General features: G+C 67.1%; 18 protein-coding genes. 11 read left to right on the top strand and 7 right to left on the bottom strand.

Going from position 1 to position 19,158, the window contains the following annotated elements:
• Window positions 1-4 precede the first annotated feature (4 nt).
• Window positions 5-1,249, bottom strand: a complete 1,245-nt coding sequence (locus tag RA164_RS15070) for an aminotransferase class I/II-fold pyridoxal phosphate-dependent enzyme (protein WP_329741655.1) — start codon at window positions 1,247-1,249, stop codon at window positions 5-7.
• 151 nt (window positions 1,250-1,400) lie between these two features.
• Between RA164_RS15070 and rsgA the strand changes: the two genes are divergently transcribed.
• The 5 genes from rsgA (at window position 1,401) to aceE (ending at window position 9,319) form a co-directional block, all read left to right on the top strand.
• Window positions 1,401-2,456, top strand: coding sequence for a ribosome small subunit-dependent GTPase A (gene rsgA, locus RA164_RS15065; RefSeq protein WP_329741654.1), 1,056 nt, complete (start codon window positions 1,401-1,403; stop codon window positions 2,454-2,456).
• 6 nt (window positions 2,457-2,462) lie between these two features.
• Window positions 2,463-2,690 carry a hypothetical protein gene (locus RA164_RS15060; RefSeq protein ID WP_329741653.1) on the top strand — a complete coding sequence of 76 codons (228 nt, stop codon included), beginning with the start codon at window positions 2,463-2,465 and terminating at the stop codon, window positions 2,688-2,690.
• Complete coding sequence (locus RA164_RS15055; RefSeq protein ID WP_329741652.1) at window positions 2,687-3,952, top strand: flavohemoglobin expression-modulating QEGLA motif protein; 1,266 nt, start codon at window positions 2,687-2,689, stop codon at window positions 3,950-3,952. The genes RA164_RS15060 and RA164_RS15055 overlap by 4 nt, the downstream gene beginning before the upstream one ends.
• A 193-nt stretch (window positions 3,953-4,145) precedes the next feature.
• Window positions 4,146-6,437, top strand: coding sequence for an NADP-dependent malic enzyme (locus RA164_RS15050; protein ID WP_329741651.1), 2,292 nt, complete (start codon window positions 4,146-4,148; stop codon window positions 6,435-6,437).
• A gap of 188 nt (window positions 6,438-6,625) precedes the next feature.
• Window positions 6,626-9,319, top strand: coding sequence for a pyruvate dehydrogenase (acetyl-transferring), homodimeric type (gene aceE / locus RA164_RS15045; protein ID WP_329741650.1), 2,694 nt, complete (start codon window positions 6,626-6,628; stop codon window positions 9,317-9,319).
• An 88-nt stretch (window positions 9,320-9,407) separates the two neighbouring features.
• On the opposite strand, the gene RA164_RS15040 is transcribed toward aceE, so the two are convergent.
• The 4 genes from RA164_RS15040 to RA164_RS15025 form a co-directional block, all read right to left on the bottom strand.
• Entirely contained in the window at window positions 9,408-9,725 is a 318-nt protein-coding gene (locus RA164_RS15040) for a hypothetical protein (RefSeq protein WP_329741649.1), read from the bottom strand.
• A gap of 77 nt (window positions 9,726-9,802) precedes the next feature.
• Window positions 9,803-10,471, bottom strand: a complete 669-nt coding sequence (locus tag RA164_RS15035) for a glutathione S-transferase family protein (RefSeq protein WP_329741648.1) — start codon at window positions 10,469-10,471, stop codon at window positions 9,803-9,805.
• Between the two features lie 87 nt (window positions 10,472-10,558).
• A complete protein-coding gene (locus RA164_RS15030) occupies window positions 10,559-11,821 on the bottom strand; it encodes an MFS transporter (protein ID WP_329741647.1) in 1,263 nt (420 codons plus the stop codon).
• Between the two features lie 106 nt (window positions 11,822-11,927).
• Window positions 11,928-13,760 carry an FAD-binding oxidoreductase gene (locus tag RA164_RS15025; RefSeq protein WP_329741646.1) on the bottom strand — a complete coding sequence of 611 codons (1,833 nt, stop codon included), beginning with the start codon at window positions 13,758-13,760 and terminating at the stop codon, window positions 11,928-11,930.
• A gap of 144 nt (window positions 13,761-13,904) precedes the next feature.
• Between RA164_RS15025 and RA164_RS15020 the strand changes: the two genes are divergently transcribed.
• The 3 genes from RA164_RS15020 to RA164_RS15010 all read left to right on the top strand — a co-directional run bounded on the left by RA164_RS15020 (window position 13,905) and on the right by RA164_RS15010 (window position 16,153).
• Entirely contained in the window at window positions 13,905-14,804 is a 900-nt protein-coding gene (locus tag RA164_RS15020; protein ID WP_329741645.1) for a LytTR family DNA-binding domain-containing protein, read from the top strand.
• A gap of 77 nt (window positions 14,805-14,881) precedes the next feature.
• A complete protein-coding gene (locus RA164_RS15015) occupies window positions 14,882-15,637 on the top strand; it encodes a hypothetical protein (RefSeq protein ID WP_329741644.1) in 756 nt (251 codons plus the stop codon).
• Between the two features lie 60 nt (window positions 15,638-15,697).
• Complete coding sequence (locus RA164_RS15010; protein ID WP_329741643.1) at window positions 15,698-16,153, top strand: DUF6491 family protein; 456 nt, start codon at window positions 15,698-15,700, stop codon at window positions 16,151-16,153.
• A 21-nt stretch (window positions 16,154-16,174) separates the two neighbouring features.
• Here RA164_RS15010 and RA164_RS15005 read toward each other — a convergent pair whose 3' ends face one another.
• The gene (locus tag RA164_RS15005) at window positions 16,175-16,996 is read right to left on the bottom strand and encodes a ferritin-like domain-containing protein (RefSeq protein ID WP_329741642.1); all 822 of its coding nucleotides are present in this window, start codon (window positions 16,994-16,996) and stop codon (window positions 16,175-16,177) included.
• 118 nt (window positions 16,997-17,114) lie between these two features.
• A complete protein-coding gene (locus tag RA164_RS15000) occupies window positions 17,115-17,528 on the bottom strand; it encodes a universal stress protein (protein WP_329741641.1) in 414 nt (137 codons plus the stop codon).
• 220 nt (window positions 17,529-17,748) lie between these two features.
• On the opposite strand from RA164_RS15000, the gene RA164_RS14995 reads away from it, so the two are divergent.
• The 3 genes from RA164_RS14995 to RA164_RS14985 are packed head-to-tail and all read left to right on the top strand — an operon-like array spanning window position 17,749 to window position 19,062.
• Entirely contained in the window at window positions 17,749-18,210 is a 462-nt protein-coding gene (locus RA164_RS14995) for a hypothetical protein (RefSeq protein WP_329741640.1), read from the top strand.
• Window positions 18,211-18,220: 10 nt separating this feature from the next.
• Window positions 18,221-18,508, top strand: a complete 288-nt coding sequence (locus RA164_RS14990) for a hypothetical protein (protein ID WP_329741639.1) — start codon at window positions 18,221-18,223, stop codon at window positions 18,506-18,508.
• Entirely contained in the window at window positions 18,508-19,062 is a 555-nt protein-coding gene (locus RA164_RS14985; RefSeq protein WP_329741638.1) for a hypothetical protein, read from the top strand. The genes RA164_RS14990 and RA164_RS14985 overlap by 1 nt, the downstream gene beginning before the upstream one ends.
• The last annotated feature ends 96 nt before the right edge of the window (window positions 19,063-19,158 follow it).

Genomic DNA, 19,158 nt, shown 5'->3' with positions numbered 1-19,158 from the left:
TCGTTCAGGCCGCGGCGGTGATGCGTTCGGACTGCGCGGCCGCCATCCGCGCCAGCACGCGTTCCATGCGCACGAACACCTCGGCCAGGTCGGCCGGTTGCGGCAGCAGGGTCAGCCGCAGGTGGCGGCTGGCGGTCACGTTGAAGCTGGAGCCGGGGACGACCAGCACCGATTCCTCGTCCAGCAGGCGCAGGGCGAAGGCCTGGTCGTCGAACGTCTCGATGCGGTCGGCGCGGACCTGCGGGAAGGCGTACAGCGCGCCGGCCGGCTCGACCACGTCGAGATAGTCGCTGGCAGCGACGCCTTCCAGCACCACCCGGCGGGCCTCGTGCAGGCGGCCGCCGGGTGCGGTCAACGCCTGGATGGTCGGGCTGCCGGTCAGCGCGGCGGGCACCGCCCATTGCGCGGTGACATTGGCGCACAGCCGCAACGCAGCCAGCAGCTGCAGCGCGTCGCGGTATTCGGCGCTGTGCGCCGGCTGGCCGGACAGACTCATCCAGCCGACACGGTAGCCGCAGGCACGGTAGACCTTGCTGAGGCCACCGAAGCTGAGGCAGGGGTGCTCACCGGCCACTTCGGCCAGCGGCTGGAATGGCGTGTCGTCGTAAAGGATCTCGTCATAGATCTCGTCGGCCATCAGCAGCAGGCCGTGCCGTGCCGCCACTGCCACGATGCGTTCCAGCAGCGCATGCGGATATACCGCGCCGGTGGGGTTGTTCGGATTGATCAGGACCAGGGCGCGTGTGCGCGGGGTGATCAGGGCTTCGATTTCGTCCGGGTTGGGCAGGTGGCCGTTTTCCGCCAGGCAGCGGTAGTAGCGCGGCGAGCCGCCGTTGAGGATCGTCGCGGCGCTCCACAGCGGATAGTCGGGGCTGGGCAGCAGCACTTCATCGCCCGGCTGCAGCAGGGCGCGCAGGCTCAGGTCGATCAGCTCGCTGACGCCGTTGCCGACGAAGATGCGCTCCGGCGTCACATGGCGTGCGCCCCGGCCTTGCTGTTGTGCCGCAATCGCCGCGCGCGCCTCGTCCAGGCCCTGTTCGTGGCCATAGGCTTCGCTGTCGCGCAGGTGGCTGGCGATCGCTTCGCGCAGATGGGCCGGTGTCTCGAAACCGTAGCGGCCCGGGTTGCCGATGTTCAGTTTGATGATCGGGTGCCCCGCGGTTTCCAGCTCGCGGGCGCGGCGGGTGAGGGCGCCGCGGATTTCGTATCGCACATCCGCCAGGTGCGTGCTGGGACTTATCGCTGACAACGCCGGGATCCTTCACGATGCTTGCCCGGCACCATCGCCGGCGCGCCGATGCTAGCAGCGTGATGCATTGCAGCGCGAGGGCTGGCGGGGCGACGCGGAGTGTGATTCCGGGCTATTCTCGGTCAACCCGTGAATAGGCAAGATCGTCGTCATGACGGAGCACCAGATCATCGAGCGTCTGCGCCGTATCGGCTGGCGTGACGGCCCCCTGCCGGCGGACGGCCTGCGGCTTGCACGGGTCGCCGCCCAGCACCGCGCCGGCTATGAATTGCACGATGGCGAACACAGCTTCGGCGCGCAGCCGGCCGGCCATTTCCTGAAGCGCGGACTGGACCCGTCGGAGCGTCCGGCCGTCGGCGATTTCGTGGAGGTCGAGCCGGGGCAGCCGCCGCATATCGTGCGGGTGTTGCCGCGGCGCACAGTGTTGTCGCGCGCGGCCGCCGGCGAGCGCTACGAGCGCCAGCTGATCGCCGCCAACATCGATTACGTGCTGGTGCTGACCGGGCTGGACGGCGACTTCAATCCGGCGCGGATCGAGCGTTATCTGTCACTGACCGAGGATTCCGGCGCGCAGCCGGTGGTGCTGCTGAGCAAGCTGGATGCCAGCGCGGATGCCATCGGGCGCATCGACGCATTGCGCGAACGCCTGCCCGAGGGCACGCCGATCCATGCCATCAACGGCAAGGACCCGGCCAGCGTGGCGGTGCTTGCGCAGTACCTGCAACCGGGCGACAGCGCGGTGCTGGTGGGCTCGTCCGGTGCCGGCAAATCCACTCTCACCAACACCCTGCTGGGCATCGACAAGATGGCGACCGGTGCGGTGCGTGCCCACGACAGTCGCGGTCGCCACACCACCACGCACCGTGCGCTGCTGCCGCTGCCCTCGGGCGGTTGCCTGATCGACACGCCCGGCATGCGCGAACTGAAGCTCACCGGCGAGGAAAACCTCGACCTGTTCGCCGATATCGAGGAGCTGGCCGAGAGCTGCCGCTTCGCCGACTGCGGTCATGGCAGCGAGCCCGGTTGTGCCGTGCAGGCCGCCCTGGACAGCGGCGAGCTGGCACCTGAGCGCTGGCGCAACTATCTCAAGCTGCGCGACGAGCGCGAGGAACAGGCCGCCACCCTGGAGGCGCGCCTGCGCCGGCAGCGCGGCGGCCGCCCGGTCGAGCGGCCGCACAGCCCACGCGGCAAGCGCGAGCGGGATTAGCCGGCCATGCGCAGCGGCGGAGCCGGCGCGACCTCGGGCATATCCGGGGGCATGTCATGGGTTTTCGGCATCGGCATGCTGCTGCTGGGCATGCTTGTCGCCTTCGGCGCCTGGCGGGATATCGCACACCGGGATGGCCCGTTGCTGGTGATCGTGCCGGCCGCCGCCATGTCGCTGCTGGCCGCGTCGATGGCGCGGTGGACCTTGCGCAAGAGCGACAGGAAGCGGCCATGAGCGGCATCGCGGCCGCGTTGTCGCAACGCTGCGCGGAGCTCGACCGGCGCCTGCTCGCCGCGGTGCGCGGCATCCACATTCTTGGCACGGTGGCCTGGCCGGCGTCGCTGGAGCAGCGGATGATCGCCGACTACGCACAGGCACGTTACAGCTTGCCCGAGGTCGACTACCGGCGTCCCGATCTGGCCGAGGCGCGGGCCGAGCTGGCCGCCGTGGAGCAGGCCGCGGACGGCGATGACCCGCTGTGCACCTATCTGCGCCGCACGGCCGAGTCCTGGCGTATCGCGGCCGGCATGCTCGAGGCGGTCGGCAGCAGCGGCGTCACGGCACCCTCGATCACGCTGTACGGCAGGCCGGGTGACCCGATTCCCGGTAGCGATCGCAGCAATCTGGACGCGGCGCGCTATTTCGTCGAGCTGTCCGACGAACTGGGTGCGGACCTTCCCGGCCGCGAGGCCGGCGCGCAGATTCCGGCCGCCAGTTTGCGCGACGAGCTGGCCACAGCGCTGGACGCATTCTTCGGGCCGGGCACGATCGCTGTGACCATCGATCCCGAGCTGACCGCCAAGGCGGCCGCCGGCGCGACCCGGATCCGCCTGCGCGGCGGTACCTGTTTCAGCGAATACGACCGGCACCAGCTGCTGGCGCACGAGGCGTTCGTGCATTCGCTGACCGCATTGAACGGCCGCGCGCAGCCGCTGCTGGGCTCGCTGGCGCGTACCTCGCCACGCGTCACCGCGACCCAGGAAGGCCTGGCGGTGTTTGCCGAGCTGATGTCGGGAGCCATCGACATCGCACGGCTCAAGCGCATCAGTCTGCGCATCCTGGCGATCGACCTGGCGCTCAATGGTGCCGATTTCGTCGAGGTCTACCGGTTCTTCCACGAACGTGGGCAAGGCGTGGCCGACAGCTTCCGGTCCGCCCAGCGGGTGTTCCGTGGCGTGCCGGTCAGCGGGGGCTCGGCCTTCGCCAAGGACAATGTCTACCTGTCGGGGCTGCTCACGGTGCACACCTTCTTCCGCTGGGCATTCCGCGCACGGCGCATGGACCTGCTGCGCTACCTGTTCGCCGGCAAGCTTGCACTGGCGGATGTGCTGAGCCTGGAGCCCTGTTTCCTCGACGGCACCCTGGCGCCGCCGCGCTGGCTGCCGCCCTGGATGCAGCAGACGCAGGGGCTGGCCGGCAAGCTGGCGTTCTCGGTGTTCGTGAACGGCATCCGCATGGGTCGCGTGGAGCCGGAGACCTTGTCCGCCAGCGTGTGACACGTTGTCCGGGCGCGGCTTCCTGGTCGCGCTCGGCGGGCCTGCTGCATGTCTTTTCCGCCGCTGATGTTTCGCATGTGAATCGCGCCATCGGATGCGTGATTTTGCGTCCGGGATGCCGTGTCCAGGTGCTACCATGACGCGCGCCGCGAGGCTGCGGCTCCTCTCCTTACGCATCGAACCGACATCTCCGATGGCTCACTCCGAAGACCTGCGCCACGCTGCGCTCGAATATCACCGTCATCCTCGCCCCGGCAAGATCACTGTCAGCCCGACCACCTCGCTGCTGACCCAGCGTGACCTGTCGCTGGCTTATTCGCCCGGCGTGGCCTATGCCTGCGAGGCGATCGTCGACGACCCGAACGCAGCCAGCGAGATGACGGCGCGCTCCAATCTGGTGGCGGTGATCACCAACGGCACCGCGGTGCTGGGCCTGGGCGACATCGGTCCGCTGGCCGGCAAGCCGGTGATGGAAGGCAAGGGCGTGCTGTTCAAGAAGTTCGCCGGCGTCGACGTGTTCGACATCGAACTGGCCGAGCGTGACCCGGACAAACTGGTCGACATCATCGCCGCGATGGAGCCGACCTTCGGCGGCATCAACCTGGAAGACATCAAGGCGCCGGAGTGCTTCATCGTCGAGCGCAAGCTGCGCGAGCGGATGAAGATCCCGGTGTTCCACGACGATCAGCACGGTACCGCCATCATCGTCGGTGCAGCCGTGCTCAACGCGCTGGAAGTGGTCGGCAAGAAGATCGAGGACGTGAAGCTGGCCACGGCCGGCGCCGGGGCGGCCGGCATCGCCTGCCTGGACATGCTGGTGGCGCTGGGCCTGAAGCCGGAGAACATCCTGGCCTACGACCGCGAGGGCGTGCTCTATACCGGTCGCGACCAGATGGATCCGGACAAGCAGCGCTACGCGCGCGACACCGACAAGCGCACGCTTGCCGAGATCGTGGCTGGCGCCGACGTGTTCCTCGGGCTGTCCGCGGGCGGCATCCTGAAGCCGGAAATGGTGGCCAGCATGGCCGACCGTCCGGTGATCCTGGCGCTGGCCAACCCGAACCCGGAAATCTCGCCGGAAGACGCCAAGCAGGTGCGGCCCGACTGCATCATCGCCACCGGGCGTTCGGATTACCCGAACCAGGTGAACAACGCACTGTGCTTCCCGTACATCTTCCGTGGCGCGCTGGACGTGGGTGCCACCACCATCAACGAGGCGATGAAGACCGCCTGCGTGCGCGCCATCGCCGAGCTGGCGCGGATGGAGGCCGGCGACCTGGCCGGCGCCTATGGCGGCGAAGCCCCGACCTTCGGCCCGGAATACCTGATCCCGCGCCCGTTCGACCCGCGCCTGCTGGTGATGCTGGCGCCGGCGGTGGCGCAGGCGGCGATGGATTCGGGCGTGGCCTCGCGCCCGATTGCCGACATGGACGCCTACAAGGAAAAACTGGGCCAGTTCATCTACCGCACCGGCCTGATCATGAAGCCGGTGTACGAGCGTGCACGCGCCGACCGCAAGCGCGTGGTCTATGCCGAGGGCGAGGAAGAGACCGTACTGCGCGCCGTGCAGACAGTGGTGGACGAGAAGATGGCCTTCCCGGTCCTGATCGGTCGTCCCGACGTGATCGACATGCGCATCAAGCGGCTGGGCCTGCGCCTGCGCGAGGGCGTGGATTTCGAGCTGACCAACATCAACGACGATCCGCGCTTCAACGAGTACTGGCAGCAGTACCACGCGATGACGGAGCGCCGTGGCGTGACCCCCGACGCGGCCAAGAACCTGATGCGTTCGCGGCATACGCTGATTGCCGCGATGATGGTCAAGCGTGGCGAGGCCGATGCGCTGATCTGCGGTCTGGTCGGTCGCTACCACAAGAAACTGGGCTACCTGCGCAGCGTGTTCGGGCTGGACCCGGGCGTGCAGTGCACCTCGGCGATGACCGGCGTGATCAACGACAAGGGCGCGTGGTTCTTCCTCGACACCCACGTGCAGTGCGACCCCAGTGCCGAGCAGATCGCCGAGGCCACGATGCAGGCCTGCTATCGCCTCAAGCTGTTCGGCATCGAGCCGAAGGTGGCGCTGCTGTCGCATTCGAATTTCGGCAGCCACGACAATGCCAGTGCAGCGAAGATGCGCAAGGTGCGCGAAATCCTGTGCCAGCGCGCGCCCAAGCTGGACATGGACGGCGAGATGCAGGCCGACACCGCATGGGACGAAACGCTGCGCCGGCGCATCTTCCCCAGCACCACGCTGTCGGGCCGGGCCAACCTGTTTGTGATGCCCAACCTGGATGCCGCCAACATCGCCTACAACATGGTGCGGGTGATGACCGATGGGGTGGCGATCGGTCCGATTCTGATGGGTGTGGACAAGTCCGCGCACATCATCACCTCGGCCTCCAGCGTGCGCCGCGTGGTCAACATGACCGCGATCGCCGCCGTGGATGCGCAGATCCGTGCCGCACAAGGCGAACGGCGAGGGTGATTTTTCCTAGCGCGTCCGGCCGCATGGCTGGCGCGCTTCCATGCGTGGGCGCATGGAGCTATACGGACGGACGTCTAATTGGCAGGCGCGCGCGTGGGGGCTAGACTTGGTTGTCAGACTGCCGCATTCCCCGGTGGCGGCCTCCTTACATCAGCAGCTGCGCCGCATGGCGCCGTGGAGAATCTTTCATGGATCAGCTCGACGATATCCTCAACCAGGACATCGACCCCACCGAAACCCGCGAATGGATCGACTCGCTCGATGCGGTGATCCAACATGACGGCACCGAGCGCGCGCATTTTCTGCTCGAGCGCATGGTCGACACCACGCGCCGCTCCGGCGGCTACCTGCCGTTCGATCCCACCACCGAATACGTCAACACCATCGCCCCCGCCAACGAAGCGAAGATGTCGGGCGACGCGGCGATGGAGTGGCGCATCCGCACGCTGATCCGCTGGAACGCCATGGCGATGGTGGTGCGCGCCAACCGCAAGCCGGGCGAGCTGGGCGGCCATATCGCCAGCTTCGCCTCGTCCGCCACCCTGTACGACGTGGGCTTCAACCATTTCTGGCGCGCACCCAGCGCCGAGCATCCGGGCGACCTGATCTTCCATCAGGGCCACTCCAGCCCCGGCATCTACGCCCGCTCGTTCCTGGAAGGCCGCATCAGCACGGAGCAGCTCGATCTGTTCCGTATGGAAGTGGCCGGCAAGGGCCACGGTCTGTCGTCCTATCCGCACCCCTGGCTGATGCCGGATTACTGGCAGGTGCCGACGGTGTCGATGGGTCTGGGTCCGATCCAGGCGATCTACCAGGCGCAGTTCTGGAAGTACCTGGAGCATCGCGGCCTGATTCCCAAGTCCGATCGCAAGATCTGGTGCTTCATGGGCGACGGCGAAACCGACGAGCCGGAGAGCCTGGGCGCGATCGCGCTGGCCGGCCGCGAGAAGCTGGACAACCTGATCTTCGTGATCAACTGCAACCTGCAGCGCCTGGACGGCCCGGTGCGCGGCAACGGCAAGATCATCCAAGAGCTCGAGGGCGTGTTCCGCGGTGCCGGCTGGAACGCCATCAAGCTGGTCTGGGGCAGCTATTGGGATCCGCTCCTGGCGCGCGATACCGACGGCACGCTGCGCAAGCTGATGATGGAAACCGTCGATGGCGAGTACCAGGCCTGCAAGGCCTTCGGTGGCGCCTACACGCGCGAGCATTTCTTCGGCAAGTACCCGCAGACGCGCGCGATGGTGGCCAACCTGTCCGATGACGACATCTGGCGTCTCAACCGTGGCGGTCACGATCCGCACAAGGTGTACGCGGCCTACCACGCCGCCGTGCACACCGAGGGCATGCCCACGGTGATCTTGGCCAAGACGGTGAAGGGTTATGGCATGGGCGCGGCCGGCGAGTCGCAGAACCCGACCCACCAGCAGAAGAAGCTGGACGAGGAGGCGGTGAAGCACTTCCGCGACCGCTTCAACATCCCGATTCCCGACGACAAGCTCAAGGACGTGCCGTACTACCACCCGGGCAAGGACTCGGACGAGGTGCAGTACATGCTCGAGCGCCGCAAGGCGCTGGGCGGTTTCCTGCCGCAGCGTCGCCGCAAGGCCGACGAGAGCTTCAAGGCCCCCGACCTGGCTGCCTACGAGCAGATCACCAAGGGCACCGGCGAGCGCGAAATCAGCACCACCATGGCATTCGTGCGCGGCATCAACCTGCTGCTGCGTGACAAGCAGGTGGGGCCGCGCGTGGTGCCGATCGTGGCCGACGAGGCGCGCACCTTCGGCATGGAAGGCATGTTCCGCCAGATCGGCATCTATGCGCCGTTCGGCCAGAAGTACCGCCCGCAGGATGCCGACCAGCTGCTGTACTACCGCGAGGACCAGAAGGGCCAGGTGCTGCAGGAAGGCATCTCCGAGGCGGGTGGCATGGCCGCGTGGATGGCGGCGGCAACCAGCTACAGCATCAGCAACGTGCCGATGCTGCCGTTCTTCATCTACTACTCGATGTTCGGCTTCCAGCGCATCGGCGATCTGGCCTGGGCTGCCGGCGATTCGCGTGCGCGTGGCTTCCTGGTTGGCGGTACGGCCGGCCGGACCACGCTCAATGGCGAGGGCCTGCAGCACGAGGACGGCCATTCGCACCTGATGTCCGGTGCGATCCCGAACGTGAAGTCGTACGACCCGACCTTCTCCTACGAGGTAGCGGTGATCCTGCAGGACGGCGTGCGCAGCATGCTCCAGGACCAGGAGGACCACTACTACTACCTCACCGTGATGAACGAGAACTACGCGCATCCGGACATGCCGGAAGGCAGCGCGGAGGGCATCCTCAAGGGCATGTACCTGTTCAAGGATGCGGGCAAGCCGAAGAAGGGCGAGCCGCGCGTTCAGCTGATGGGCTCCGGCACCATCCTGCGCGAGGTGATCGCTGCCGCCGAGCTGCTGGAGAAGGACTTCGGCGTCAGCGCCGACATCTGGTCGGTGCCCAGCTTCATCGAGCTGCGCCGCGACGGTTTCGACGCCGAGCGCTGGAACCGCCTGCATCCGGAAGCCAAGCAGCGCGTGCCGTACGTGACCAGCCTGCTGGAAGGTCACCAGGGTCCGGCCGTGGCCGCCACCGACTATGTGCGCGAGTACGCGGACCAGATCCGTGCGTTCATGCCCGACGGCATGCGCTACACGGTGCTGGGCACGGACGGTTTCGGTCGTTCCGACACCCGTGCGCACCTGCGTGATTTCTTCGAGGTCGACCGCTATTGGGTCGCCCATGCAGCGCTGTCGGCGCTGGCGAAGGACGGCAAGGTCAATGCTAAGGACGTGGCCCGTGCGATCAAGGAGTACAAGCTCGATCCGGACAAGCCCAACCCGCTGACGGTCTGAGTGTTTGTCTGGTCTGAGCCATCTGGATCAGCAACGAAAAAGCCGCCCATCCGGGCGGCTTTTTCGTTGGCGGTGCGACAGGGGGCGATCATTCCTCGTCGGTGCGCCCGAAGGCACGCCACAACAACAGCAGGGCGCCGACCGTGCCCGCCACGATGGCGGTGGTGGCGACCGGGTGGCGCTTCACCTGGCGACGCAACCGGCGGTACCGGTAGTTCGCTTCGTCGGCGAAGTCTCCTGCCGCGTTGGAGATGCGCCGCCCGTAGTCGCGGTTGCCGAAGCGCGCTGCCGCATTGCGGCCCTTGCTCACCCAGCCGCGCGCCGCGTCGCTGGCGTCGTCGACATGGCGACGCACACGGTCGCCGAGATCTTCCATGTGGCTTTCCAGTTCACGTTGCCTTCTCATGCGCAGGCTCCTTGTTCGTTGGAAGCCCACGGTGCCAGCCTCCGCGTGAGCCACACGTAAACAGCGCGGGTGAGCGCTCAGCCCAGGACGTACTCGCCGCCCCGCTCCAGCGCGCGGCGGTAGGCGGGGCGGGCGTGGATACGCTCCAGAAAGGCCTGCAGTCGCGGCCGGGTGGCGTCCAGGCCCCCGCGTGCGGCAGCGGCTTCCAGCGGGAAGCTCATCTGGATGTCGGCCACGCTGAAATGGTCGCCGCCGAACCAGTCGGTCTTGCCGAGTTCGCCTTCCATGTAATCCAGATGCAGCGCGATCTGCGGATCGATGAAGCTTTGCTGCACCTGGGCGGCGATCCTGCGTGCGACGGGCCTGACGAAGAATGGCGCGGGAGCCTTCTCGACCCTGCGGAACACCAGTTTCAACATCAGCGGAAGCATCGCCGAGCCTTCGGCGTAATGCAGCCAGTACGTACAGCGCAGTCGTGCTGGCGTACCGGTTTCCGGTATCAGGGTGCCGGCACCGTAGCGATCGGCCAGGTACTCGACGATGGCGCCGGACTCGGCCAGCACCAGGTCGCTGTCCTCGACCACCGGCGACTTGCCCAGCGGATGCACCGCGCGCAGTTCAGGCGGTGCCAGCATGGTCTTCGGGTCGCGCCGGTAGCGCTTGATCTCGTACGGCAGGCCCAGCTCCTCCAGCAGCCACAGGACGCGTTGTGAGCGGGAGTTGTTCAGATGATGGACGACGATCAAGGCAGGCTCCGGTGCTCACGGCGCTGCTGCCGGTCTGGCAGGCGGGGATGCGACCGTGATGGCTTCCGTTACGTTGCCGATGGCCGTTTAGATCACTTCGGCACTGGATTCCGTATCGCCGGTGGCCACATGCAGCGATTGTCTGCGCCGCAGACTGGGGAACATGCCCATCCACAGCCCCACCACCAGCAGCGTGCCGATGCCGCCCAGCAGCGTCGCGTTCACCGCGCCGACCAGGGCGGCGAGCATGCCCGACTCGAACTCGCCGAGCTGGTTCGACGTGTTGATGAAGATCGAGTTCACCGCATTGACGCGGCCACGCATGGCGTCCGGCGTGTCCAGCTGCACCAGGGAGCCGCGGATCACCATGCTCACCATGTCGAACGCCCCCAGCGCGAACAGGGCTGCCAGCGACAGCCACAGCATGGTCGATACGGCGAACACCAGCGTAGCCAGGCCGAAGCCGGCCACCGAGACGAACATGATCATGCCCACACGGCGCTGCATCTCGTGCCGGGCCAGCCACACCGACATCAGCAGTGCGCCCACCGCCGGTGCCGCGCGCAACAGGCCGAGGCCCCACGGGCCGGTATGCAGGATGTCGCGCGCGAAGATCGGCAGCAGCGCGGTGGCGCCGCCCAGCAACACCGCGAACAGGTCCAGCGAGATCACGCCCAGCACGTCCTTGCGCTCGCGGATGAAATGCACGCCGGCGAACAGCGTCTTCATCGTGGCCGGTTCGCGTTTCGGCGGTGCCTGTTCGTAACGCAGTACCGCCATCATGGTCGCTGCGATCAGGTACAGCGCGGCGGCCGTCAGGTACACCACGCCCGGCCCGGCCACATAGAGTAGGCCGCCCACCGCGGGGCCGAGGATCATCGCCATCTGGAACGCCGAGCCGCTCACCGCCACCGCGCGCGGCAGGATCGAGGTAGGCACCAGCGCCGGCAGCAGCGACTGCATCGACGGCGCCTCGAAGGCCTTGGCCACGCCGATCACGAACACCAGCAGCAGGATGCCCAGCTCGTGGATGCGGCCGAGCAGGGTCAGCGCGGCCAGCAGCACGATGGCCGTCCATTCCACGATCTGCCCGATCAGCACCACCCGCCGCCGTTCGAACTGGTCGGCCACGTGCCCGGCCGGCAGCGCCAGCAGTACCGAGGGGATGAACTGCACCAGTCCGATCAGGCCCAGGTCGAAGGCGCGCCCGGTGATCGAATAGACCTGCCAGCCCACCGCCACCGACAGCATCTGGAAACCGAAGCCGGAGGCAATGCGCGAGAACCAGAACGCGATGAAAGCGGGGTGTTTGCGCAGCAGCGCGGACGAAGGCGTGGACGGGAGCGACATGGGAATCCTTGCGGGGCGCGCCTATTATCGGTGCTGGCGCAGGCGCCACAAGTGGACGTCCGTCCGCAAACCGGACGGACGCTGCCGGCACGCCGGCATGCGCGCTTCAGCGCTGCCGGGTGAAGCCGTCCGCGCTCCAGTCCTCGCTGCCGACGCCGTGATGCACAAAGAACAGGCCGTCGGGATCGTAGCGGCGCTTGGCGGCAGCCAGGCGCCGGTAGTTCGGTCCCCAGAAACGCTGTTGCCAGTCGCGCAGGAAATAGTCGCTCTCGGACACGTACGAGCCCGCATCCGGTGCGACCTCGAGCAGCGCATCCATGGCGTGGTCGATCTTCGTGGCCTGCCGGCGTGCACGGGTCAGGTCGGGGCTGGGGCCCGGCATGCCGGGGAACGCGGGCGCTCCGCCGTCAGCGCAGATCGCCAGCGCGAAGGCGTCCAGCATGTGCGGGTGGGTGGCGGTGTCGCGTGCGCGGTCGACGGCGTCGGCCGGGGCTCCGGCCAGGCCCTTGTTGAAGTGCAGCGCGAAGTCGTACTGCTGCGAGGCGGCGAAAAGGGCATCGGCGAGCTCCGCTTCACGTGCAGGCCGCAGCAAGGCGGCGGGCAGCCAGGCGGAGCGGTAGCCGTGGATGAACCAGCCCACCTGGTCCACGTCGTTGCGCCAGACCATGTGATAGGCGGGCGCGCCCGGGCGGTTGTCGGGCACGGCATATTGCGGCGCGTGCCGGCGAAAGTAGTCCGCGTCCCAGAAATGGCGCGCGGGAATCGCGGCGACCGCCAGTGGTTCGCTGACGGTGTATTCGCCCCGCGCCTTCACCCAGGCCAGGAACGGCGCCCAAGTCTGCCTGGCCTCAGCCTCGGTCAGGCCCTGGAACACCATCGCGAGCTTCAGGGTGTTGCCGTTGTGGAAGCCTGCCTGCTCGCCCCAGTGCGGGTTGAACAGCATCTTGCGGTAGAACGCCACGAAGTGCCGGATCAGCGCGCGGTAGGCATCCGGCGTGGCGGCTTCGATGCGCCCGAAGACGGCACCGAAGTAATCGGGCAGGTCGAACGTGCGCAGGGTCAGCCGGGTCACCACGCCCAGGCTGCCGCCGCCGCCGCCCTTGATGGCCCAGAAAAGTTCGGGCTCGCTGTGGGCGTTGACCACACGCACCACGCCGTCGGCAGTGACCACTTCGGCCTCCAGCAGGTTGCCGGCCGCGCTGCCGTAGCGCTTGGAAAAGCTGCCGAAGCCGCCGCTCTGCACCAGGCCCGCCACGCCGACCGTCGTGCAGCCGCCACCCTGCACGTAGCGTCCGCCCAGGGTGGTGACGGCGTGGTAGGCATCGATCCACAGTGCGCCAGCCTCCAGCGTCACCGCCGGCACCGGCGCCACCTGGCCGGCGCCGTGGCGGGGTACGAAGGCGTCGTGCAGCGTCACCTTGTTCATGTGACGCGGCCAGACCAGCAGCGAATCGGGGGCATCGGACGTGCCCTGATAGCTGTGCCCGCCACCCTTCACCACCAGCCGCAGGCGGTGCTGGCGGGCGAAGTTCACCGCGGCGACCACGTCGGCGGTGCATTCGGCCGCCACCGCCCAGGCGCTGGGACGCGAGGTCCAGGCGTCGGCCCAGCCGCTGGTCTGGGTCAGCGCAGGGTCGTCCCCCAATGCGAACGGGTTGTCCAACTGGTGCAGGGCCGCGCTGCAGGCGTCGGACGGGCAATGGGCGAACGGCGAGACCGGCTGCAGCAGCCGGCCGCCCACGGCCCGGCGCAGCGCGTCCCATTCGGCGGATGCCGGCCAGCTGGCCTGCCCGGGGCGTATGCGGGCGAGGGTGCGCCCTGCCGGGCCGCCGATGCCGCCGATGGCGCCGACGGTTTCGGGAAGCAGGGCGCCCGCCCGCGCCAGCAGCGGGAGCAGTGGGGCGGCGAGGGCGGCTTTGAGCAGGTCGCGTCGATTCATGGCGAATCCTTCCGGAGCAGAGACGTCGGGAGGCCCATGCTGGAACGGACGGCGGCCCCGATCCATCGCCAGATGACGGGCGGCGCCGCCGCTGGGACGAACGGCGGAGGCCAGGGGTGGGCTGCGGCGCGTAGAATGCCGCGGATGCAGACCCGCTCCGGCTTCACCTACCAGGATTTCCAGCGCTGGCGGCGGCCGGCGGGCATCGCGGCGCTGGTGCTGCTGGTGCTGGTCAACACCGTGTTCAACGGCGTGGTGGCACGGATCGACAACGCGCGCCTGCCCGGCTGGGAGCCCTGGGTATGGGAGGGCAGCAGCGCGCTGCTGATCCTGCTGCTGATTCCGATGGTGCTGCTGGCGCTGCGGCGCTGGCCGCTGCAGCGGGACCGCTGGGCCGGCAATCTGGCGCGGCATTTAGTCGCCAGCGTGGCCTTCAGCCTGTGCCACGTGGCCGGCATGGTGGCAGTGCGCAAGCTCGCCTACGCCGCGATGGGCCAGCGCTACCAGTTCGGCGCCTGGTGGCCAGGCGAGCGTGGCGCCTGGTGGCCCGACTTCGGCTACGAATATCTAAAGGACATCCGCACCTACTTCTTCATCATCGCGATGGTGATGCTCTGGCGGCTGGTGCTGATGCGCTGGCAGGGTGAGGCGCGGCTGCTCGCCGAGCCGGACGAGGGGCCGCCAGTGGAACCGGTAGACCGGCCCGAGCGCTTCCTGGTGCGTAAGCTGGGCAAGGAATTCCTGGTCAACGCCAGCGAGATCGAGTGGCTGCAGGCTGCTGGCAACTACGTGAACCTGCATGTCTGCGGGCGCGACTACCCGCTGCGCGCCACCATGGCCGGCATCGATGAGCGGCTCGATCCGGCGCGTTTCGTGCGCGTGCACCGCAGCTACGCCGTGAACCTGGACTACCTTGCCGAGATCGAGCCGCTCGATACCGGTGATGCCCGGCTGCACCTGCGCGATGGTGCGACGATCCCGTGCAGCCGTCGCTATCGCGGCGCGCTGCGCGAGCGCTTCGGCCAGCCGGTGCCGGCGGCCTGATCGTCGCGCCGGTTGCGCTGCGGCGGTGGCTCGTTCCAAGCTAGGCGCTGTTTTTCACGCGCATGGGTGCAGCAGCGATGATCAGGTCGACCTTTCGTCTTTCTCTCACGGCAGCCGCCGTATGCGGTGTGCTGGCGCTGGCCGGTTGTTCGCAGCAGGGCAGCGGGGCGCCCTCGATGACTGCCGCACAGGCGCAGGCGAAGGCGAAAGAGGCGCAGGCCGCCAAGGAACTGTCCACCTACCGCGAGCTGCTGAAGATCAAGAACGATCAGATGGCCTCGTCGCTGGGACAGGACATCGAGGACCGCTTCCCGGGCACTGCGGCAGCCAAGGAAGTGGCGCAGAGCCTACCGGCGGTGCAGAAGCGCTGGCAGGCTGTCAGCGAGACGCGCCGCCTGCAGGGACTGTGGCTCTACCAGGTGGGGCCGATGGAGGGCGGTACGCAGTCCACGGCCGCGATCTACAGCAGCACGCCGGCCGGCAATGATGCCGTGCGTCTGGTGCTGCGCCGGCACTCGGACTGGGGCCAGAGCGTGTTCCTGTTCGGCAGCGGCAAGGGTTTCGCGTGCAAGGGCAACTGCCTGATTCCGGCCACCTTCGATGGCAAGCATCGCAAGTTGAGGGCCTACCGGCCTGACGGCGGCGAGCCGGCGGTGTTCATCCGCGATGACCAGGCCTTCATTGATGCGCTGGAAAAGACCAAGAAGATCACCATGGACGTGGTCCTGCAGGATGGCGACAAGCACGAAACGCTCACCTACGAGGTGGCAGGCTTCCAGCCATCCCAATGGCAGAAGGTGACCATGCACAAGCACGCGGCCAAGCGCAAATAACCGCGTACACGCCGGACGGATTGGCGCGTTGTGTGCAGGGTTCCCCCAGGAGGTACCGTGATGTCACGTATGCGTCTGACGATCGCCGTTGCGTTGGCGGGCCTGGTCGCCGCCTGTTCGAGCGTGCCGCTTGCACAACGCGAGCAGCAACGCCTGGCCGCTTACGAGGCGGCTGCAGGCGCGCCGGTGGACAGCTTCCGTTTCTTCGCGCCGATGTGGTCGTGGGAGCCGCTGAGCGAGACCCGGCTGGTGGTCTACACCCGGCCGGACAAGGCTTGGCTGCTCGATCTGGATGGCGCCTGCCAGAATCTGGAGTTTGCCAATGCGATCGGCCTCAGTTCGTACATCGGGCAGGTGTCGGCACGCTTCGACCGGGTCTATACGGGGCGGGGATACATTCCCTGCACCATCATGCATATCCGACCGGTCGACGTGTCGAAGCTGAAGATCGAGCAGGCGAAACAGCGCGAAATCGACAGCAGGCCGCGGCCGGCGGCCGCGCCGAAGAGCGACTGAAGCGGCGGCGCCGGCTGCAGGTCAGGCCAGGAACAGCTTCCTGCTCAGGCTCGTCAATGGACGTTCCAGCGCGTTCTGCAACCGTGCCGGCAAGGCCAGTGGCTTGAGCAGCATTTTCATGGTCATCTCGGCGGGCATGTGTTGCCGCAGCAGCGCCTGCGTGCGTGCGGCAACGCGCCGGAAGGCCACCTCGTCCACGCCTTGCCCGGGGTAGCACTGGTTGAACACGTGGCGCAGTGCCATGTCGGCGTCTTCGCGGCGGATTTCGTTGACCCGCCGCAGGATCGCGCGGAATACCCGGTAGCGGCCCAGCCCTTCCTGCTCGCGGTAACGCAGGAAGTGCTGGTAGAAGTGCTTGTAGTGGCGCACCTCGTCGCTCTTGATGCAGCCGGTCAGTTCGCGCAGCACCGGTTCGTCGGCGAGGTCGTTGAGGGCGCGGTACAGGCTGGCCGTGCCGGTCTCCACCACGCAGCGGGCGGCCAGTTCCAGGCCCCGGCTGGATTCGAGCTGGGCGGCAGTGCAGATCGCGCCGTAGTCGGCCAAGAAACCCTTGAATGCGCCGTCCCAGTCGAATTCGGGCCAGACGTGGCGCACGTAGGTGGCCAGTGCGCGGCCATGCTGCAATTCCTCGCGTTCCCAGTGCTGGCTCAGCCAGTCGCGCAGCTCCCGGTCGCGCTCGAAGTGTGCGATCAGGCTGCGGGTGTACAGGTCCGATCCGCTCTCCACGAACGATGCGCTGCAGACCAGCAGGAACATGTCCTCGTCGTGTCGCACCCGGGCGACATCGATGCGTGTGAAGTCGAGACGCTCGACATTCCAGGATGAGGTCGGGTTGTAGTCCAAGCATTGCTCCCGTGCGTGCACCCGGGGTCAAAGCGTCCAGGTGCCAAAGATCCAGTCGGGAAGCATAAGGCCTGAAAATGTCGGCGCATGAACATGCGCCGACTCGGTCTGCGGTGACTTATCTGACCACGGTCACCGGTACGTGGGCACGGCTCAGCACATCGTCGGACACCGAACCGAGCAACCAGCGCGCGAGCGTGCCACGGCCGGTGTGGCCGATCACGATGTGATCGATGTGGTGCTGTTTGACCAGGCTCAGCAGCACGTCACCTGGGCTGCCGAAGGCGATTTCCGCATCGACCAGGCTCGAAGTGTCGGGGGCGATCGCCTTCAGTTCGTCGACCAGGTCGCGGGTACGCTGCTCGGCCGTCTCGGTCATCATCAGGGCGCAGGTATCGCCTCCTTCGACGACCTGCAGTATCGATGCGACCAGGACGCGCCCCTGGTTCGCGCGGGCCATTTCCATCGCCAGTCGGAAGGCCTGTTGCGATGATTCGGAGCCGTCGTAGCCGACCAGTAGATGTTTCAGCATGCTGTTTCCTCGTTGCGATGTGTTGCGGGTTCGTGCGCAAGTGTGCGCGATGGGTTGTTAGCGAATGATCAACACAAAGCGCCGGGTCCGCTATGGACGCTTTCATCACATAGTTGCGTCGACGCTGAACGATATCGGGGTCTCTTGTACGAGCGTTCACCTTGCCCGGCCAAAACTGATCGACAGTCGGCGATGACGCCGCACACAAGGAGACGATCCCATGAGCAAGCACACCCTTGGACTGACCGCCGCCCTGCTGCTGTGCGCTGGCGCGATGACGATCTTGCCAGCCGCGCCGGCACAGGCCGCCGAATCGGCCGATGTGGCATGCCATCTCAAATTCACCCTGTCCGGCTGGTCGGTGATCTACAAGCATGCCGAAGGCAAGGGCTTCATCACCTGCAACAACGGTCAGACGGCGCCGGTGAAGATCAGCGTGGTCGGTGGTGGTCTTACCGCCGGCAAGTTCCGTATCGACGACGGCAAGGGCGACATCAGTCACGTGCGCAGCATCAACGACGTGTTCGGCAGTTATGTCGAGGCGGGTGCCGAGGCGGGCGTGGTCAAGAGCGGCACTGCCCAGGTGCTGACCAAGGGCACCACCTCGTTGGCATTGGCCGGTACCGGTGAAGGCGTGAATCTGGGTATATCGGTCGGCAAGTTCACCATCACTCGCCGCTGATCCTGTCATCATGAAACACGAAGGGCGCCCTGCGGGGCGCCTTTTGCTGTTCGCCGGCGTAAACTGCGGGTTTGCGTTTATTGATGTGCTGACCGGAGAGCCCGTGATACACCGCTATTCCCTATCGATTGCACGGGTCCTGCCGACGACGCTGTCCGGCGCTCCGGCTTTGCCAACCTCGCCGGTTGCCATCGAAGGCGCGCTGACATCGATGGGTGGACAGCGTCATGCCAGGTACGCCATTTCTCTGGTTGGGTTCGAGTCACATTCCTGGCGCTTCGAGAAGGTGTATTCCTGATGCCATTCACGATGCGCACGGGTGCCTCCGCAAACAAATTCTCGGTCTGGCGTATCGTGCTGTGGCTGGTGCTGCTGCTGTCGGCATTCGGCTGCCTGCAGTACGTGCATCATGCGCAGGGCGTGTGGGCATTGCTGCATGCGAACGTGGCTCCGCGCCCGGCGGTGACCGCCTCCCTGCATCAGCAGCTGGCCTGGGACATCGCTTATCTACTGGCGGCTTTCGTGCTGATCGTGCTGTGTGCCGGCGGCATTCTGCAGCAGGCGTGGTCGCGGGTTCCGCTGCAGGTGGCGGCGGTGGTGCTGGCGGCATGGTCGGCGCTCAGCGGTGTGTGGATGTTCGAGCGCTGGCATGAATTCGTGCAGTCGGCCAGCGACATGGCGGTCGCCGACGGTACGCAGGCCACGCTCGCGTTGCAGGCGTTGCTCGACCACGCGCGACGCAGTTACCGGATCGGCCTCGGCCTGAAGTTCGCCGCGATTCCGGTGCTGGCTTGGCTGGCCTGGCGACTGGGGCAGCCGCAGGTCCGCGCGCAGTTCCATCGGCGTCGCTGAACGTCGAGCCCGCTGCAGCCGCTGCCGACCCTGCGTGGCGGCCGCTGAATGATCTGATCGAACGGCCAGGCCGGGCACATTCAGCGGCGGTTGGCG

The sequence above is a fragment of the Dyella sp. A6 genome (assembly GCF_036320485.1).
Taxonomy (GTDB): domain Bacteria; phylum Pseudomonadota; class Gammaproteobacteria; order Xanthomonadales; family Rhodanobacteraceae; genus Rhodanobacter_A; species Rhodanobacter_A aluminiiresistens.
This window is presented reverse-complemented; position numbering and strand designations above follow the sequence as displayed.

Excerpts from the sequence above, each read along its gene's own strand:
- rsgA (WP_329741654.1), top strand. The coding sequence starts at position 1,401 with ATGACGGAGCACCAGATCATCGAGCGTCTGCGCCGTATCGGCTGGCGT.
- RA164_RS15060 (WP_329741653.1), top strand. The coding sequence starts at position 2,463 with ATGCGCAGCGGCGGAGCCGGCGCGACCTCGGGCATATCCGGGGGCATG.
- RA164_RS15055 (WP_329741652.1), top strand. The coding sequence starts at position 2,687 with ATGAGCGGCATCGCGGCCGCGTTGTCGCAACGCTGCGCGGAGCTCGAC.
- RA164_RS15050 (WP_329741651.1), top strand. The coding sequence starts at position 4,146 with ATGGCTCACTCCGAAGACCTGCGCCACGCTGCGCTCGAATATCACCGT.
- aceE (WP_329741650.1), top strand. The coding sequence starts at position 6,626 with ATGGATCAGCTCGACGATATCCTCAACCAGGACATCGACCCCACCGAA.
- RA164_RS15040 (WP_329741649.1), bottom strand. The coding sequence starts at position 9,725 with ATGAGAAGGCAACGTGAACTGGAAAGCCACATGGAAGATCTCGGCGAC.
- RA164_RS15030 (WP_329741647.1), bottom strand. The coding sequence starts at position 11,821 with ATGTCGCTCCCGTCCACGCCTTCGTCCGCGCTGCTGCGCAAACACCCC.
- RA164_RS15025 (WP_329741646.1), bottom strand. The coding sequence starts at position 13,760 with ATGAATCGACGCGACCTGCTCAAAGCCGCCCTCGCCGCCCCACTGCTC.
- RA164_RS15020 (WP_329741645.1), top strand. The coding sequence starts at position 13,905 with ATGCAGACCCGCTCCGGCTTCACCTACCAGGATTTCCAGCGCTGGCGG.
- RA164_RS15015 (WP_329741644.1), top strand. The coding sequence starts at position 14,882 with ATGATCAGGTCGACCTTTCGTCTTTCTCTCACGGCAGCCGCCGTATGC.
- RA164_RS15010 (WP_329741643.1), top strand. The coding sequence starts at position 15,698 with ATGTCACGTATGCGTCTGACGATCGCCGTTGCGTTGGCGGGCCTGGTC.
- RA164_RS15000 (WP_329741641.1), bottom strand. The coding sequence starts at position 17,528 with ATGCTGAAACATCTACTGGTCGGCTACGACGGCTCCGAATCATCGCAA.
- RA164_RS14995 (WP_329741640.1), top strand. The coding sequence starts at position 17,749 with ATGAGCAAGCACACCCTTGGACTGACCGCCGCCCTGCTGCTGTGCGCT.
- RA164_RS14990 (WP_329741639.1), top strand. The coding sequence starts at position 18,221 with ATGAAACACGAAGGGCGCCCTGCGGGGCGCCTTTTGCTGTTCGCCGGC.
- RA164_RS14985 (WP_329741638.1), top strand. The coding sequence starts at position 18,508 with ATGCCATTCACGATGCGCACGGGTGCCTCCGCAAACAAATTCTCGGTC.